General features: G+C 53.7%; 19 protein-coding genes and 1 pseudogene. 7 read left to right on the forward strand and 13 right to left on the reverse strand.

The features are described 5' to 3' along the window. Positions 1–69: 69 nt before the first annotated feature. Both R1A29_RS13210 and R1A29_RS13215 read left to right on the forward strand, forming a co-directional pair. Complete coding sequence (locus R1A29_RS13210; protein WP_114882815.1) at positions 70–393, forward strand: hypothetical protein; 324 nt, start codon at positions 70–72, stop codon at positions 391–393. Between the two features lie 50 nt (positions 394–443). Next, positions 444–1,589: a PQQ-dependent sugar dehydrogenase gene (locus R1A29_RS13215; RefSeq protein WP_438301794.1), complete on the forward strand. Its 1,146-nt coding sequence runs from the start codon at positions 444–446 to the stop codon at positions 1,587–1,589. 5 nt (positions 1,590–1,594) lie between these two features. Here R1A29_RS13215 and rimI read toward each other — a convergent pair whose 3' ends face one another. After that, positions 1,595–2,698: a ribosomal protein S18-alanine N-acetyltransferase gene (gene rimI / locus R1A29_RS13220; protein WP_438301795.1), complete on the reverse strand. Its 1,104-nt coding sequence runs from the start codon at positions 2,696–2,698 to the stop codon at positions 1,595–1,597. A 92-nt stretch (positions 2,699–2,790) separates the two neighbouring features. Here rimI and R1A29_RS13225 point away from each other — a divergent pair, with 92 nt between their 5' ends. The 3 genes and pseudogenes from R1A29_RS13225 to ilvA form a co-directional block, all read left to right on the forward strand. Beyond that, positions 2,791–4,365, forward strand: coding sequence for a RimK family protein (locus R1A29_RS13225; protein WP_438301796.1), 1,575 nt, complete (start codon positions 2,791–2,793; stop codon positions 4,363–4,365). A 7-nt stretch (positions 4,366–4,372) separates the two neighbouring features. Further along, on the forward strand, positions 4,373–5,296 hold the full coding sequence (locus tag R1A29_RS13230) for a magnesium transporter CorA family protein (RefSeq protein WP_438301797.1): 924 nt from the start codon (positions 4,373–4,375) through the stop codon (positions 5,294–5,296). 201 nt (positions 5,297–5,497) lie between these two features. Then, positions 5,498–6,496: pseudogene (gene ilvA, locus R1A29_RS13235) on the forward strand (threonine ammonia-lyase, biosynthetic); the annotation flags it as partial. A gap of 21 nt (positions 6,497–6,517) precedes the next feature. On the opposite strand, the gene R1A29_RS13240 reads toward ilvA, so the two are convergent. Together R1A29_RS13240 and eco are read right to left on the reverse strand one after the other, a co-directional pair. After that, positions 6,518–6,823 carry an NIPSNAP family protein gene (locus R1A29_RS13240; RefSeq protein ID WP_085703035.1) on the reverse strand — a complete coding sequence of 102 codons (306 nt, stop codon included), beginning with the start codon at positions 6,821–6,823 and terminating at the stop codon, positions 6,518–6,520. Continuing rightward, positions 6,792–7,328, reverse strand: a complete 537-nt coding sequence (gene eco / locus R1A29_RS13245) for a serine protease inhibitor ecotin (RefSeq protein ID WP_438301798.1) — start codon at positions 7,326–7,328, stop codon at positions 6,792–6,794. Before eco ends, R1A29_RS13240 begins: the two co-directional genes overlap by 32 nt. A gap of 371 nt (positions 7,329–7,699) precedes the next feature. Between eco and R1A29_RS13250 the strand changes: the two genes are divergently transcribed. Beyond that, positions 7,700–7,933, forward strand: a complete 234-nt coding sequence (locus R1A29_RS13250; RefSeq protein ID WP_438301799.1) for a DUF1652 domain-containing protein — start codon at positions 7,700–7,702, stop codon at positions 7,931–7,933. A 31-nt stretch (positions 7,934–7,964) separates the two neighbouring features. On the opposite strand, the gene R1A29_RS13255 is transcribed toward R1A29_RS13250, so the two are convergent. Together R1A29_RS13255 and R1A29_RS13260 are read right to left on the reverse strand one after the other, a co-directional pair. Beyond that, positions 7,965–8,363 (reverse strand): hypothetical protein, encoded by a 399-nt coding sequence (locus R1A29_RS13255; protein ID WP_114882834.1) that lies wholly within the window; start codon positions 8,361–8,363, stop codon positions 7,965–7,967. Positions 8,364–8,454: 91 nt separating this feature from the next. Next, the gene (locus tag R1A29_RS13260) at positions 8,455–8,721 is read right to left on the reverse strand and encodes a DUF2790 domain-containing protein (protein WP_438301800.1); all 267 of its coding nucleotides are present in this window, start codon (positions 8,719–8,721) and stop codon (positions 8,455–8,457) included. 486 nt (positions 8,722–9,207) lie between these two features. Between R1A29_RS13260 and R1A29_RS13265 the strand changes: the two genes are divergently transcribed. Beyond that, positions 9,208–9,504 (forward strand): hypothetical protein, encoded by a 297-nt coding sequence (locus tag R1A29_RS13265; protein WP_065257928.1) that lies wholly within the window; start codon positions 9,208–9,210, stop codon positions 9,502–9,504. A gap of 100 nt (positions 9,505–9,604) precedes the next feature. On the opposite strand, the gene R1A29_RS13270 is transcribed toward R1A29_RS13265, so the two are convergent. The 8 genes from R1A29_RS13270 to R1A29_RS13305 form a co-directional block, all read right to left on the reverse strand. Then, entirely contained in the window at positions 9,605–10,501 is an 897-nt protein-coding gene (locus R1A29_RS13270) for a tetratricopeptide repeat protein (protein ID WP_438301801.1), read from the reverse strand. Between the two features lie 77 nt (positions 10,502–10,578). Then, complete coding sequence (locus tag R1A29_RS13275) at positions 10,579–11,550, reverse strand: tetratricopeptide repeat protein (protein ID WP_438301802.1); 972 nt, start codon at positions 11,548–11,550, stop codon at positions 10,579–10,581. Positions 11,551–11,751: 201 nt separating this feature from the next. Next, positions 11,752–12,783, reverse strand: coding sequence for a tetratricopeptide repeat protein (locus R1A29_RS13280; protein ID WP_438301804.1), 1,032 nt, complete (start codon positions 12,781–12,783; stop codon positions 11,752–11,754). A 2-nt stretch (positions 12,784–12,785) separates the two neighbouring features. Then, on the reverse strand, positions 12,786–13,760 hold the full coding sequence (locus tag R1A29_RS13285; protein WP_438301805.1) for a tetratricopeptide repeat protein: 975 nt from the start codon (positions 13,758–13,760) through the stop codon (positions 12,786–12,788). A 176-nt stretch (positions 13,761–13,936) separates the two neighbouring features. Then, positions 13,937–14,254 carry a hypothetical protein gene (locus R1A29_RS13290; protein WP_438301807.1) on the reverse strand — a complete coding sequence of 106 codons (318 nt, stop codon included), beginning with the start codon at positions 14,252–14,254 and terminating at the stop codon, positions 13,937–13,939. 1 nt (position 14,255) lies between these two features. After that, positions 14,256–14,924 (reverse strand): tetratricopeptide repeat protein, encoded by a 669-nt coding sequence (locus tag R1A29_RS13295; RefSeq protein ID WP_438301809.1) that lies wholly within the window; start codon positions 14,922–14,924, stop codon positions 14,256–14,258. Then, entirely contained in the window at positions 14,921–15,952 is a 1,032-nt protein-coding gene (locus R1A29_RS13300) for a hypothetical protein (RefSeq protein WP_438301810.1), read from the reverse strand. The genes R1A29_RS13295 and R1A29_RS13300 overlap by 4 nt, the downstream gene beginning before the upstream one ends. Continuing rightward, positions 15,888–16,694 carry a hypothetical protein gene (locus R1A29_RS13305; RefSeq protein ID WP_438301812.1) on the reverse strand — a complete coding sequence of 269 codons (807 nt, stop codon included), beginning with the start codon at positions 16,692–16,694 and terminating at the stop codon, positions 15,888–15,890. Before R1A29_RS13305 ends, R1A29_RS13300 begins: the two co-directional genes overlap by 65 nt. Between the last annotated feature and the right edge of the window lie 53 nt (positions 16,695–16,747).

The following is a 16,747-nucleotide window of genomic DNA, read 5'->3' on the forward strand; positions in this document are numbered from 1 at the left end:
ACAAATCCGAACCCTCGGCGTAGCGTGGACTCGAAGGCTCTATTCCACGTGCATCGAGAGAGGCCGTCCATGAACCGTTTTCTGCTTGGCATCGCATTGCTGGCCCTCAGTGGCGGGCTGGTTCACGCCGATGTCCTGTTGCTGGCGCAAAGTCCGACCGGCAACAGCAGCAACCCCTACAACAGCCCGATTCACCGGGCCAATCCCAACAGCATGCAGGGTACGCAGCCCGCCAATCCGGTGATCCGCGGGCCGAGTACGGTGCCAGCGCCTCGCCAGCCCACCGTCGAGAACGGCGGCATCGGCAATGGCCAGCCCCTGCGTTCGGTACCGAGCACACCACCGAAGTTCATTCCAAACCCTCCCGCCCGTGATGGCGACAGCAACCGTTGAATGGCAGAACCGCTTCTGTCAGCCCTTCAAACGAACAAAAGGAATCGTGCATGTTGCGTAAAACCCTTTTAGCCGGTCTGTGTGCCGGCGCTGTTATCTGCAGCCCGGCATTCGCCGCTGCCCCCAAGGAATTGCAAAGCGAGCAGGGCACCCTTGAAGTCACGACGATTACCCAGGGGCTTGCGCACCCATGGGCGCTCGCGTTCCTGCCGGACCGCCAGGGCATGCTGGTGACCGAGCGTCCGGGCAATCTGCGGGTGGTGGGGGCTGACGGCAAGCTGTCGGCGCCGATCGATGGCGTTCCCAAGGTCTGGGCCAAGGGGCAGGGCGGGTTGCTGGATGTGGTGCTGTCACCGGACTTCAAACAGGATCGGCTGGTGTACTTGTCCTACGCCGAGGGCGGCGGTGCCGGTGACAAGGCCGGGACGGCGGTCGGGCGCGGGCGCCTGTCGGACGACCTGAAAACCCTCAAGGACTTCAACGTGATTTTCCGTCAGGAACCGAAGCTGTCCGTTGGCAATCACTTCGGTTCGCGGCTGGTATTCGACCGTGACGGCTACCTGTTCATCACCCTCGGCGAAAACAACGACCGCCCGACGGCCCAGGATCTGGACAAGCTGCAAGGCAAGGTCGTGCGCATTTACCCCGACGGCAAGGTACCGGATGACAACCCGTTTGTCGGTCAGTCCGGGGTGCGCCCGGAAATCTGGTCCTACGGTCATCGCAACCCGCAGGGCGCAGCACTCAATCCATGGACCGGCACATTGTGGGAAAACGAACACGGCCCGCGCGGTGGCGATGAGGTGAACATCATCGAGCGCGGCAAGAACTACGGCTGGCCGCTGGCAACCCACGGCATCAATTACTCGATGCAACCCATCCCTGAAGCCCAGGGTAAAACCGTCGAAGGCACCGTTGCCCCGCATCACGTCTGGGAAAAATCACCGGGTGTCACCGGCATGGCGTTCTACGATGGCGACCGTTTCAAACCCTGGCAGCACAACGTGTTCATCGGGGCGCTGGTCACTCAGGAACTGATTCGCCTGCAGTTCGACGGTGACAAGGTTGTGCATGAAGAGCGTTTGCTGGGTGATCTGAAACAGCGTATCCGCGATGTGCGCCAAGGACCGGACGGCTATCTGTATCTGCTGACGGACGAGTCCGACGGCTCGCTGTACAAGGTCGGACTCAAATAAATGCTTCATGCGGGTGAGCGGGCGTAAAGCACCACCGCAGCCCGCAGCTTGCCGCGTCCGAACCGGCACATCTTCTCGAACTCCCCATGGCTGACCGGCACATGCTGGCAGTCCATGGGCTGGCGATGCTGGCTGTGATCGACATCCGGGTCGTGCAGGTAGACGAAATCCTCGTCGCAATCAGTGACGATCACCCAGTGCGGGGATTTGGAGCGGGTCAGCCGATAGCTGCTGATCAGCACCAAAGGCTGCCCGCCGGCGTTTAGCAGGCGGGGCAAATCCAGTGTCGTGCCGATGATTTGATCGACGTCGGTGTCGTTCAGCTGTGCCATGAACTCGTCGTGCACCAGGCGCATGACGTCTTTTTTAAGCGCGTCACGCACGCCGTCGAGAAACAGCGGCCCGGTCATGCTCAGTTGCAATCGCACGCGAAACCCTCGGCGCCATGCGGCCAACGCCAGGCCTTGGGGGCTGCAACCGCCGTGGCCGGCGGTCATGAACACGGTGGTCGCTTCGCGCCAGAGCTGCAGTTCTTCGCGACGCTCCAGCAGACGATCGGCCTGCAAGGCGCCCATGGCCATCAGCAAACAGGCCGGACCGCAGGTGAAGTCGGTGGTCTGTCGATAATAGGGCACCTTGATGCTGCGCGAATCGTGGTGTTGCAGGATGCGCTTTTCCAGACGCAACGCGTCTGTGTGGTCTTCGTAGTAATCGTGAATCAGCGCAAAGCGCCGATAGCCACTGCGTTCGTACAACGCGATGGCGGCGGGGTTGTCAGTGCGCACCTCCAGCCGCAGGTAAGCGCAGTCGTGCTCAAGGGCGCATACCTCGATGCGTTGCAGCAATTGCTTTCCCAGGCCACCACCCCGGGCTTCGGGGGAAATGGCGATGGAATACAACCGCGCAAGCGACGTGCCGCGATGGAACAGCACCAGCGCATAACCCAGCAGTTGACCCTCGCGTTCGGCCACCAGCAACTGGCCGTGGGCCCGGGTAATCATCCATTGAAAGCTGCGGCGGGTGAGCCGGTCCGTGGTGAAGCAGTGCATTTCCAGTGCCAGCAGTGCCGGTAAATCATCAACTGTCGCCAAGCGAAAAACAGTGTTCATATGACCGCCGTAAAAGTTGCGTAACGAAACGGGACTTTCGAAAAAGTTCGTGCTTAATAGAAAAGGTCTTGTTCTCCAACGGATCAATTTCTATGTCAGCGGTACAGGGTCATTGGCGCGAAGTATCCAGTCAAAGTTTGCCACCGGCAACTTATTTAAAACCGCAAATCAGAACTTCCAGTCAAGTGTTGATCATCGTCGAACGCAAGGAAGACTGGGCCTCCTATTTCCCCAGCGAAGACATCCTCACGGCTCAGGAATACCTCGAACAACCGCCCGACAGCGAGCCGGGAAAACGGGTGCAGGTCATCAACCTGTGCCGCAGCTACAAGTATCTGGGCCACGGCTACTACTGCTCGTTGCTGGCGGAGGCCAGGGGGCACAAGGTGATTCCGTCGGTGCGCACCATCAGCGAACTGACACGCAAATCCCTTTACGGTCTGGCGCTGGATGACCTGGATAAAACCCTGGAAAAGGCCCTCAGCCATCACCTCTACAGCGATACCGAAGGTTTCACACTGACACTTTATTTCGGCAGAACCCATATCGAGCCGTTGCAGGATCTGGCCCGACAATTGTTTGAAATTTTTCCGTGCCCGATTCTATTAGTTGAGTTCCGTCGAACTAACGGCTGGCACATCGAAGGCATCAAGTCTGGCGCTCTGCACAAGTTGCGTGACGATCAGGAAGATCAGTTCGCCAATGCGCTGGACGGTTTCAGCCGCAAGATCTGGCGTGTACCGCGTTCGCCGCAAGTGGCGCGTTATGACTTGGCGATCCTGCACGATCCGCAGGAAGCCTTGCCGCCGTCCAACGCCCGGGCACTGGAGAATTTCGTGCGCGTCGGCAAAGGCATGGGCATCGATGTCGAACTGATCGAACGCAAGGACTACTCCCGGCTCGCCGAGTACGATGGTCTGCTGATCCGCGAAACCACCAGCGTCGACAACCACACCTACCGCTTCGCCAAGAAAGCCGAAAGCGAAGGGCTGGTGGTGATGGACGACCCGACGTCGATCCTGCGATGCACCAACAAGGTCTATCTCACGGACCTGCTCAACAGCCACCAACTGGGCATGCCGGCCACGGAAATTCTCTACAAGGAGCGACCGGAAGACTTCGAGCGGGTCGGCGAGCGCCTGGGGTTCCCGCTGGTGCTGAAAATCCCTGACGGCTGCTTCTCCCGTGGCGTGATCAAGGTTGAAAGCCAGCAAGCCCTGCTGGAAGCGACCGCCGAACTGTTCGAACACTCGGTGCTGTTGCTGGCCCAGGAGTTTTTCTACACCGAGTACGACTGGCGCATTGGTGTGCTCAACCGCAAACCGATCTTCGCCTGCCAGTACTTCATGTCCAAGGGCCATTGGCAGATCTACAACCACAAGGCCAAGGGCCAGGACGTCAACGGCGAATGCCGCACGCTGGCGATCCACGAAGCGCCGCGTGCAGTGGTGGAGCTGGCAGTAAAGACCGCCAACCTGATCGGCGACGGCTTGTATGGCGTCGACCTGAAACAGGCCGGCGACAAAGTGGTGGTCATCGAGGTCAACGACAACCCGAACCTCGACGCCGGTATCGAAGACGCTTACCTGCAAGACGATCTGTATTCGCTGGTGCTGGAAGAGTTCGTGAGGCGCCTGGAACTCAAACGTCGCGGCCAGGCCTGGTGACCGCTCGATGATCAACAGCTTTGCACTGAGCCACGGCGCACTGCAGCGGGTCGAACGGCTGGACGCCGAGGTGATGTTGTTCAGCGACCCCGACGCGGCTGAACGCGACCTGCTCCACAGTCACTTCAAACTGGATGAGCATGCTCTGGCCTCTGCGCTGGACCCGGACGAGGTGTCGCGGATTGAATTCCATCCCGATCATCTGTTCCTGATCTGGAAACGCCCCGAGAACTACTCCGGGGGCGGCAGCCTGGCGTTCGAGGTGTCGTCCTGCGGTTTGCTGTTCTCGCCGGGCCAGTTGCTGGTGATCGCCACCGACGACACGCCGCTGCACGGTCTCGGCACACGCCAGCCATTGAACACGCCGCTGGATGTGTTGCTGGACCTGCTGTTCAACAACATCCATCACTACCTCGGGCACCTGAAGGTGATCAAACTGGTTGCCCGGGAGTTACAGCAGAAATTCAACGCCTCGATGCAGAACCAGCATCTGGTGCAGATGTTCAACCTCAGCGAAAGCCTGATTTATTACATCAACGCGCTGCACAGCAACGGCGCGGTACTGACGCGGCTGCGCAATCACGCAGAGAAACAGCATTTCGGCAGCGAAGCCATTGGCTTGATCGACGACCTGATCATCGAAAACAACCAGTGCTACAAGCAGGCGGAAATCTATTCCACGGTGTTCTCCGGGCTGATCGACGCCCGGGGCAACCTGATGAACAACAGCATGAACAACCTGCTGCGCAAGCTGACGCTGATCAACGTGGTATTCCTGCCGCTCAACCTGATCGCGAGCATTGGTGGCATGTCGGAATTCAGCATGATGACCGCCGGGACGCCGTGGTGGGTGTCGTACCCGTTGTTCCTCGCGGCGATGCTGCTGGGGGCGGGCGGGATGCTGTTCGGGCTCAGGCGTCTGGCGAAATGACAAAATTCGCCATTGACTTGCCAGCAACGCCCGAGCTAATTTCGGGGCCATGACTTCCACCGTATTGCGCTGCCAGCCAAGCATTATTACCGCCATTCCTCATTTGGCGGGCTAGCTCACGACTGCAGCACCCAACCCGCCCTAGAGGCGGGTTTTTACTTTCTGTCTCCGGGGTTCTGAATAAAAAGTCAGGAGACGACCATGCGCCACAGCCCCGCCCAGCAAGCCCTACTTGAGCAATACGTAAAAAAGATCCTCGCCGCGCCGGTGTATGAACTGGCGGTGCGCACGCCGCTGCAATCTGCGCCGGCTCTGTCCGAAGCGCTGGGCAACCGGATCTTGCTCAAACGCGAGGACCTGCAACCGACGTTCTCCTTCAAGATTCGCGGCGCCTACAACAAGCTGGTGCAATTGAGTGACGAGCAGAAGGCGCGCGGGGTTATTACGGCATCGGCGGGCAATCACGCTCAAGGCGTAGCACTGGCGGCCCGTGAGCTGGGGATTGCGGCGACTATCGTGATGCCGGCGACCACGCCTGAGTTGAAAGTGCTGGGCGTCAGTAGTCGTGGAGCTGAAGCGCTGTTGCATGGCGAAAGCTTTCCGTTTGCCCTGGCCCATGCGTTGCAACTGGCGCAGCAGACGGGAAGAACGTTCGTCTCGCCGTTCGACGATCCCGATGTGATCGCTGGCCAGGGCACGGTTGCAATGGAGATTCTGCGCGAGCACCAGGGCGCGCTGGATGCGATCTTTGTCCCGGTGGGCGGTGGTGGTTTGATCGCCGGTATCGCAGCGTATGTGAAATACCTGCGGCCGGAGGTGCGGATCATCGGCGTGGAGTCGGAGCACTCGGCCTGTCTGAAGGCTGCGTTGCAAGCGGATGCGCGAGTGGTGCTGCCCAGCGTCGGCACTTTCGCCGATGGCGTGGCGGTGGCGCAGATCGGCGCCTATGGCTTCGAGGTCTGCCGCTTCTGCGTGGATGAAGTGATCACCGTCAGCAACGACGAACTTTGCGCGGCGATCAAGAACATCTACGACGATACCCGCTCGATCACCGAGCCTTCCGGCGCGTTGGCGGTTGCGGGCATCAAAAAGTACGTGGCGCAGACCGGCGCACGGAATCAGACGCTGATCGCCATCGATTCCGGCGCCAATATCAATTTCGACAGTTTGCGCCACGTCGCCGAACGCGCTGCGGCCGGCGGGATTGAGGCGTAAGGGTGTTCAGGGCAGCAGCGGGCGCAGAAAGCTGCGCTCGTAGCTGACGATGAACTTCTTTTCGACCAAATCGGCCACCAGTGCCGTGCTTTCCGGGTCGGTCAGTGCAATGTGGCGATAGCTTTCGTAATCCGCCAGCGACGGAAAACTGAACAAGCAGTAAGCGATGTTGCTCGCGCCTTCCGAGGGCAGAAAATAGCCGTGATGCGTTCCGCCCAGCCGTTCGACGATGCCCAGCCAGGTTTTGGCATAGGCTTCGAAGGCGTCGAGCTGGTAGGGATCAATCACGTATCTGACGTGGCAGGTAATCAATGCCTCTGCTCCTTGGCGAGTTACTCGGGAATGGCAGTGCCGACTTTTTCGAAGCCGACCAGATGCGATAGCGCACTTCGACATCCGTCGGTGCGTAAACCACGATGGGCAGCTTGCTGTTGTAACGCACAGTGAAGCCGTCACCGATCACCGGTACGAAGGCGCGCTTTTTCTGGGTGCCGGGTGGGCAGGCCATCATCGTGCTCATCGGGCCGCTGACTTTCTCGAGGCGGTAGAACGGATAGCCCCAGCCTTCCAGGTTTTTCTCTTCCAGGGTGCCGCCCAGGCGCTGGCGGTTGCAGTCCACCTCGAGTGTCTTGCCGGCGAGGATCTCGACTTTGAAGTTTTCTTCCTGGGCCTGCTGTGGCAGGTGAATGACCTGCCGGGTGAAGCCCGCTTCGGCTTTGGGGTAGGGCGCCGTGTCTTCGAGTTTGGCGGCGTGGGTGAGGGTGGCGACGCTCGCGAGCATCAGGCCGGCCGTCGCGTAAACAGTGAAATTTCCCATTGAAGCCTCCTGGCGGGTGTACGTTGGTTGACGGGCATTCTCACTGCCATGGGCGATGAATGCAAACCGCCAGCCGCATGCAAATTGCAGTGCCTGCACGATCGAATCTTGCATTTTGCAACTGGCCACTTGCCTGCGTTTTCGCCAAGTCATTGATTTGGCAGGAGGTGAAGTCGACCCGATGAAAGGCACGTTTTATGCGTTGATTTGGTGCGGCGCACCGAGTTTGTGCGCCTACACTCCAATGGGCATTTCGCAGTACAACCGCTTGCCATACCCAGGGATTCAGCGGGGATACACCCGCCGGGAACAGTGGCAACGGTCAATGTGAATACTTGATTGGCAGTCTCACAGTAAGGAGAGGGTTCGCCATGTTTCTGTCTGCCTTGGAACTACGCAATATCATTGAAAGCAGCTTTCTGCCGAAACGCTGCCAGTGCACGCTGTCCCCGGATCTGTCGATGACCGTCAAGGTTTATGGCGATCACCGTACCGATCAGGTCGATTTGCTGGTCAGTGGCATCGATGCCAGTCACCTGAACAGCTGTCGCGAAATCAACGGCCTGATCGCCGGGTTGCGCTCAATCTCGCGCAACACACGGTGACCCATCATGCAGTGCCGCGATCCAAAATCGTTTAACCGACCGTTTCACCCAGTTCGACCGTCACGCGCCGGGCCTGCACGAAACCAAGGCCCAGCGCGAACTCGACCAGCACCGCGAGCAGAATCCCGGGGCCGGCATGGCCGTTGAGCCATTCAGCGAACCCCAGCACCGCCAGACCAAAGCAGCCGACGATAAAACCGTTGTTCATTGCATTGCGCGCGATCGACACCGGCGCATTGCGCACCAGATAGAACATCACTCCCAACGCCGCGAACAGCACCGCCATGCGTCTTGCGACAAATCCTGCTGCCTCGGAGTATTCAATGCTCCAGATCGAAAGCAGTACTTGCGGCACGAGGCCCCAGGCCAGCGCCAGCAGGAAACACAGGGAAAAGGTAATGGTCGACAACGTGCGAAACGACAACTGCATGGCGAATCCTTGCGGCAGTGAGGAGGGGGCCCGAGCATAACCCTCGGGACCCTTGTCCGCCTACCGCAAAGCCGCAAATCAGAGCTTTCTGTCAGTTCTGGAAGTCGCAGGCGTCAGACATTTTCCGGTATGTGATTTCCTCGGGTTTGCCTGACGTATCGATGTACTTCATGTCGGCATCGATCACTTTGCAGGCCTTGTTTGGCTGCTCGGTCATCGAGACCACTTTGGCCACATTCAACGGCATGCCATATGTGTACGGCACCGCTTTGGTGGTCGTGGTGTCATTGGCCTGGGCCAGCCCGGCAAACGCGGTGCAGGCGAGGGCGGCGGTGAGCAGGAACGGACGAATGTTCATGGAGAGACTCCCGTGCGACGGAAAGAAAGCCCGGCGTGAAACACGCCAGACCTGCCGCACTGGGCGTCAGCATCGGCTGAGAGCGTGCGGATGTGTAGAGTCTTTGACCACGGCGTTAAGCGAGGGTTAACCCGGCTGAATGCCGGCTGTCTGGCGGGGGATTGTTTCTCGGGGGATTCTCGGCGCCTTCCTACAGGAACCGCTGCCTTGTCTGCTTCCGGCGGCTGGAGCGGGGCGGTTATGGTTTTGGTGTCGCTGCAAAATCAGCGGCTTAGGTTTGGTCGCCTGATAACTCGACACATCTTGTGCCATCATTCGCGCCGCGGACATTCGTGTCTTCGGAGTACATTGCTGTGGCGGCTGTGTGCAGGGGCGCCTTCGGGCGAGCTGATCGGGTTTCTCAGTTGACCAAGCCTTGCATACAGTCCGCCTCCCATCGTTTGGTCACGGTGTCGGCGGGTCATTGAAGCCTATCGAGTAATTCCAATGCCAATACTGAAACTAAGCTCCGCCCGCTATCTCCCGCTCAACAGCGGCGTCACCGACAGCGCACCGCTGGTGATCGACACCGAAGCCAACCCCCAAGACATCTTCGAAGCCGCCGTCCAACGCGTACGCGCCGCCGCCGACCTGCTCGAAACCCTGCACTGCCTGTGCTTCAAACACGCCGATGTCCAGGACATTCCCCACATCACCCATGCGCTGTATTTGTTGGCACAGGACGGCAATGATTTGCTGCAGGTTGCGCAGCAGCGGATGTTGAACTGGCAGGCGCCGGTTTGATGCTGTAACTAAAAAAGCGGAAGGAGTGAGGCATCAATGCACTTCATTCCTTCCGCTTTTTCTATACGCGACCTTTTGAATTCCGTAGGAGAACTTCGGACTAGTTTCCCAGCTTGTCAGGGAAAAAGGAGAGCGGCGGGTGAGTGGCTTTCCATTCTTTAGCCACTGTCTTTGATCCTTCGATTTGCTCGGCTGTCATTTTGTTGCGAATTTCTTCACTTTTTCGCTCAACATACCGTCCGATTCCGCCGCTATCATCAAGCTCGCCAAGCAAGGTGAACAGTGCATACCCTTTAATAATATCGAGTGGGTAACCAACTTTATCCGGCGTATGGGCGATGTAGGCGCCATAATTGCTTACGGCAGCTTGGTAACCGGACTCAGCTCCTAACACAAGCCAATGGCGAATGCTCTCTGTATCACCTTCTATATGCAGTATTTCAAGATAGTCCATTATTGCTTTGGGATAGCCGCCTTCAGAAGAAAGCAAAAGCCAGTTTTTAACAGAGGCTTCACGTCGTCCTGGGATAAAAAAGAAACCCTCACCTTGTCGTTCACTTACCGCCATCCAGTATTGGGCGAGGGCATACCCTGCATTTGCGGACTTCTCGAGCCAAGCGCGATCAAACGTTATCTCATACATTAGATACAACGACTCAGGATCACCTTTGTTGGCTTTTGCCAGCAGCAACTCCTTGGCATGTGTTAACCATTCAACAGGAGATTTGGCGCTGGCAGGACAGTTATCCATGATTTTGCATAAATCTTCATTTTTGCGACCTAACTGGATCATTGCGTATATGGAACCATTCAACGCAGCTGTTTCATACCAGTGCTGTGCTTCTGGTGTCATATAACGATTGCGTTTTCGCAGAGCCTCCCCTAAGTAGTACTGAGACTCGACGCTTCCAGATTGTGCCTCCTTTTCTAACACGGAGAGGGCTTCTCCGAGTTTTAACTGATTGAATAAAATAATGCCTGAAGAAGCTTCACGCACCGGCTCCGAGAAAGAAGTGGGTGTAAAGCATATAAAAACCGTCAAGACTAAGCGGTTTATTAATAATCTCACTGGTTTCAATATCCTAATTTTTCCGGATAAAACGAGAGAGGTGGATGGGTGGATTTCCACATTTTTGCGAGTATTTTTGCTTCTGTTAGCTGCTCGTCGGTCATGTTTTTTTCAACCTCGGGCAATGTGTCTTTAACATTGTGTATCATGTTTCCACCGCCATCAAGCTCTAGCAGGTTTGTTAGTAAAGCATGTGACGTTATTGGGTCAGGTGTGAAGCCGTATGTTGGCTCTATACCCCTAATATATAAAGCATAGCCAAAAAGTCCTGATACGTAACTTGATGCCGCAGCTTTTTCATTCCAAAATCTGAAAGAAGACAAATCGTTTTTTTTAATTCTGGATGCTGCGAAGCCCATCATGCCCGGCGGATAGCCATTTTCTGCAGATGCCTTCATCCATTTTTCAATTGCATCAGATCTTCTTGATGGTAATAGGAATGTACCGCCCCCTTCTTGATATTTAGTAGCCAAACGGAACTGCGCCAACGCGAACCCGCTTTCAGCAGACTTTTCTAACCAGTCATCGTTTCCTGTTATTTCCCATAACAGATACATTGACTCAGCGTTTCCTTTTGATGCCTGTTCAGTTGCAAGCTCTTTAGCTTTGGTTGTCCACTCTTCGGGCGAATGCTCCGCAAAAGAACAATTTTTCATCGTTACGCACAAATCTTCGCCCGCTTCACCAAGTCGTATCATCGAATAGATATTGCCTCTTTTGGCAGACTCTTCGTAAGCTTTTTGCGCGTCCTTAGTCATATAGCGGTTATTTTTCCTTATCGCTTCACCCAAGTAGTAAAGTGCTTCGTCATCACCACCGTCGGCTGCGATTTTTAGGAAATCAATTGCGGAAATGGATTTATATTGATTGTAAAGTTCAATGCCTTTGATTTTTGCTTGAGACTGTTCCTGTGTGAGCGCGAACGATGACGAAGTCTCTAGGCTTAGTAAAAGTAACGCGAAAGTCATCAATTTCATTTTTGGCTGCCATGGTTTTTTTAGCAGGGGAAAGGCTTTGTGTAATTGGAACAACCACCCAGTTTGTCAGGGAAAAGGAAGGCGGAGGGCGAATTTCTTTTCCTTTTCACAGATTTTGAGCGTTCAATCTGTTCGGCTGTCATATTGCCTTTAATCACCTAGAATGTAACTTGAGTGAAGCTTTGAGTGACACGGTCCGCATCACAGGCCATATTTCCCTGGGTAAAAAGAAAGTGGCGGGTGAGTGTTTTTCCATTGCTTTGCAAATGTTTTTGCTTCTGTAATCTGCGCCGGACTCATTTTGTTTGCTATTTCTGGCAGCACTTCATCGACATAAGGTTTTATGTTTCCACCGCCGTAAAGCTCTGTTAAAAGCGATGTGAGCGCGTAACCTTTAACTAAGTCCAGTGGAAAGTCATAAAGGGAAGAGGCATGTGCTAGGTATGCTCCATAACTGCTGACCCCGGATTGATAACCGGTCTTGGCCGCTTCTTCGATCCAGTAGCGAGCTTCGCTTAGATCTCCTCCGTGTTCATACAGATACGCCGCATATTCAAGCATACCTGCGGGGAAACCATTTTCTGCCGACGCTTTCAATAACCGCCCAACTTCCTCCGTACGTTTCCAAGGTAGAAAAAAATTCTCACCTTCCTTGTATCGGTTTGCCAGTAGCCATTGGCTTCTCGCGAATTTGAATTCGGCGGATTTTTCAAGCCACTCTAGTTGCCCAGTAAACAAGTACTTAACATACATGGCTTCGCCATCATTGTTGTTCGCTCTTTTTTCCGTTTCTTTGTTTAAAAGGTCAATCCAGTCAGTACGTTTTTTTGAGCTTTGAGTGCAGTTGTTTATTACGTTGCACAGGTCGTTTTCTGATGTTGCTAATCGCAGTATTGCATAGAGGTCGCCTTGAAGAGCCGCTGCTTCATACCATCTCTGAGCTTCAGTAGTTATATACTGATTCTGCTGGCGTAGTTCCTCTGCTAAAAAATACTGAGCATCTGGATCTCCCGCCTCAGCGGGAATGTATAACTCCGACTTCGCCGATTTAAATTGATTGAAGAGTATTAGTCCTTTGTTTTTTGATTCTTTCTGTGTGGAAGATAATTCTGCGATCGCAAGATTGCTAAGTAGCGTAAAAAATAATGCTGAGCTGAAAGTTACAAGCCTGCTCGACCATAAAAGGTTAAATGGCATGATTGGGTTGTTTGTTGGTCGAGTGTTGCGATTCAAAATCAAAAACCTAATTTTTCTGGATAGAAGGAAAGAGGTGGATGTGTAGCTTTCCATTCAGTAGCGTATTTTTTTGCTTCTTCAATTTGGGTGGAAGTCATCTTTTCTGCAATTGCAGGAAGCTTTCCTTCAACATAGGATTGGATATTTCCTCCACCATCAAGTTCTTGAAGTTGTGATATCAACGCATAACCTTTTATTAGGTCAATTGGATATCCAACTTTGTCAGGAGTATGAGCAACGTACGCCCCATAATTACTGACCCCATTTATATATCCGGTTTTGGCTGCTGCCTCCAACCAGTACCGAACGCCTTCAAGATCATTTCGCTCAGAAAGAATAGTGCTGTACTCCATCATCGCCTTGGGAAATCCACCCTCGGAGGCACTTTTCAATAATTCCTCTTCTGCGTCTTTACGCTTCCATGGCAATAAAAATGTGTCTTCGCCTTCAGCGTAACGAGTGGCGAGTAACCATTGTCCAGGAGCATAACCTGCTTTGGCAGCCTTCTTCAGCCACTCTAAGTTGGCTGTCGCATAATACAAGACCACCATTGCTTCGCCGTTACCGTTCAACGCCAGTGGCTCTGCTGTTTTTATCAGCTGTTCATGCCAGTCACTGGGTTTTTTAATACCTTCAGCACACTGATTTATAACGGAGCATAGATCTCCAGTGGTGGCAGCAAGTTTGAACATCGCATAATAGTTACCTTGGGATGCTGAGGCTTCGTACCATCTTTGCGACTCGGTTGTCATTCGCTGCTTTTGTAGACGTAGCTCTTCGCCTAAATAAAATTGAGCTTCCGCATCTCCAGCTTCTGCTGCAATGCGTAATTCGGGCTCGGCTGTTTTATATTGATTGAATAGTGTAATTCCGTGCTTTTTCGCGGCTTCTTGTTCAGGAGTGGGCTGAGCGAGAGCGTAGCTTGTAAATATTAATGCAATCAATGCCATGGCTTTTATTGGTGTGCGGAGCATCTTGCTTCGTCCTTCTGTGTATTGCATCCTCTTAACTATTTTCCACTTGTGACAAAAGTCTTTCTTGAAGTTTAGCGCGATGACGTGAGTAGTTAAATTTTGTGTGGTTTTCCGCGCCAATAAGTATAGTGATTCCAAACGCTGTCTTTAAAAGTAATTAAGGGGATGCGATCGTATTAGTCACCTAACTTATCAGGGAAAAAAGAGAGCGGCGGGTGTGTGGCTTTCCACTTTTGTGCGAATACTTTTGCTTCCGCTATTTGCGTTTGCGTCATTTTTGCAGCGATTTTAGGAAGCTTATCATTGACGTTGGCATCCATGCCGCCTCCGCCATCAAGTTCTTTCAATAAATAAATCAAGGCGTACCCTTTGATGATGTCATAAGGGAAACCATACGTATCAGGCTCATGGGCCAGGTCTGATCCATACCCGTACACCGTAGTGGCGAAGCCAATTGAGGCAGCCTGTTCGTTCCAATATCGAAAACTTTCCATGTCACCTTTCTCGAAAAGAATGGCAGCGTACTCCATCATTCCTTTGGGATTGCCTCCTACAGCAGACGCCTTTGCCCAGTTCTCGACAGCTTCCGACCGTTTCCAAGGCAACAAAAAAGGATCCATTACCTTCCTTATATCTAATAGCAAGCAGCCATTGACCTTGAGCAAAACCAGACTCTGCGGATTTTTTTAACCAATCCAACTGGCCAGTCGCCAAATACATGACATAAGCAGATTCGGCGTCACCCTTTTGGGCTTTAGATGTAGCCAAATCTTTAACTATATTCATCCACTCTGCCGAAGTTTTTTGCCCGGGAGGGCAGTTTTTCATCGTCGTACAGAGATCATTATCCGAGCGGGCGAGCCTAAGCATGGCGTACAGATCACCCTGTGCACTTGCCGCTTCCAACCATTTTTTTGCCTCAGGAGTAATGTATTGGCTTCTTTGTCGGATTTCTTCAGCTAGGTAGAATTGTGCTTCAGCGTCACCTGCTTCTGCAGCAATCCGAAGTTCCGTCTCAGCAGATTTATATTGATTAAAAAGCGTAATTCCTTTTTCTTTAGCAATCGCCTGATCGCTTGTAAGCGCCATCGCGGAATGAGATGCAAAGGCTAGGAACACAAAAAAAGCTTGGGTTATTGATTTGTAGTGCTTATTTTTAATCATTTTACGCTATCGTCCGGTCCGGTATAGGTTGCTTTTCCACCTGGCAAATATGTTCTTCCGTAGTGTGTAATCCGAGAGCAATAGCCGTCTAGCCGCTCGCCAAGAGTTTTTACGTGCGCTTTGTATCGGGCTCGGGTGTCGTCACTTGTTCGATCTTGAAGTCGCATAACTGCTTCTGACATAAAGTTATCCATGTGCAGGCGGTTCTCGCAGTACTTCTGGTTTTGGTTCTGCTCTTTTGTCCCAAACCTGTTCATGCACATACAGGCTTCTTCAAATTGGCTTTTCGCCTTTGAAATAGTTCCATCTTTTTCGGCGCGCTTTAATATCCAACCAAGAATGCGCTCAATTGCTTTTTGCTGAAGAAGGTGAGCTTGGTCATGACTATATTCGGAAGCCTGGCTGCTGTCGGATAGCTTTAGTGGAATTTTGAATGCTTCCGCTGCACTGGTAAGAGTCATTAGCATTGGGCCCAGCGCTCCCGGCGTAGCTGCTATGAACCACTCTTCCAACTCTGCTTGGTTTCGATATGTCATGATGGTATGAGCAACGGTACCACCTCGACCGCCCCCCGTTAACGCCTCATACAACGACATCACCATATCAACACCCTGCATATAAGACATCGCTACTTCCATGCCGGCAGCACCTAGGAAGTTGAGCTTGTCGATGTAATCAGCCGCATCATCCGTCACAAAAATTAACGATTTGTCCTGATTTTTGTGCATCTCACGGCGCAGCAGGTTAATCAGGTCAGTAACGCCGTCATACCCGACTTCAAACTGGAATTCGCCGCCGGCACCGGTGCCGACAATGAGAGAGGCCTTGAACCGCATGATGAAGCGGCCTTCGTGCAAGGAAATGCCGATGTCTGCGTTTGCACCGAGGCCGTAAGCAGCAGTAAATCCAGCTGTCAGTCTCGCTAGACTCGACCATTGGCTGGCTTTCGTGCTGTTGACGCTGTTACTCATTCCCGGTGTTGGCGCTGCGCGCAGGGCTGCTATGTCTTTTGGTGGTGCCCAGTTCAAGGCACCGGTCAGCAGAATCCCGGCTTGCACCCCAGCAAAAAAGATTGAATTGGGCTTTAGCGCCATCTTCCACCCGAACCTTGGCAGCGTCGCCCTCAAGTACAGGTTCACTTCGCGCGGTTGCGGCAGTTGCATTGGTGGTATCCGCGCGTTTTGCATCGGTGATTTCCGGAAGGTTGAGCCCGCCTTGCACGTTCGCGCGGCCCAACTGAACGCTGGAAGAAAGGAGGAGGGTTGCACCCGTATACCCCCAGGCTCTAGCGCCCAAGTGAATCGAGAACCGACCCAGGTTCAGATTTTTGCGGTTTTTCTCATAATCCAGGTAAGGCACCAGGATGTCTTTCGCTTGATCTCTCCCCGGAAGATCCATTTTCATCAATTCAACCTCACCGCGAGCGAGGTCGATTCCCAGACTTGCTTCGGCTTTGGCGGAGGCTTTGAAATTATCCGCAACGCTGAAGCTTGGGCCGCTGACTTTGGTAGCGGTGTGAATTGATGACTGCGGTGGGGTCAGGCAGCGAACCAGTTGAGCTTGAGGGCTGTTGTCGAACAGACGCAACGAGCTTCTGACTTCTTCTTTAAAAAGCAACTGACGAAGACGGAGCCCCCAATCTTTGCGGGCCCCCGCATCCTCAAACGTTTCGACCTTGTAGTTCTTCGACTTCAAGTAAGAGTGGAACATCTCAACATCAAACCAGCCTTTTTCATCAAACCAGTCGCTCTGTTGGTCTTTGATAGCCAAAGCGCCTTGTTCACGAAGCCATTCGTGGAAGGGGTTGTCGTCCGAGTCCGACT

Source organism: Pseudomonas sp. NMS19W (assembly GCF_051554255.1).
GTDB lineage: Bacteria > Pseudomonadota > Gammaproteobacteria > Pseudomonadales > Pseudomonadaceae > Aquipseudomonas > Aquipseudomonas kribbensis.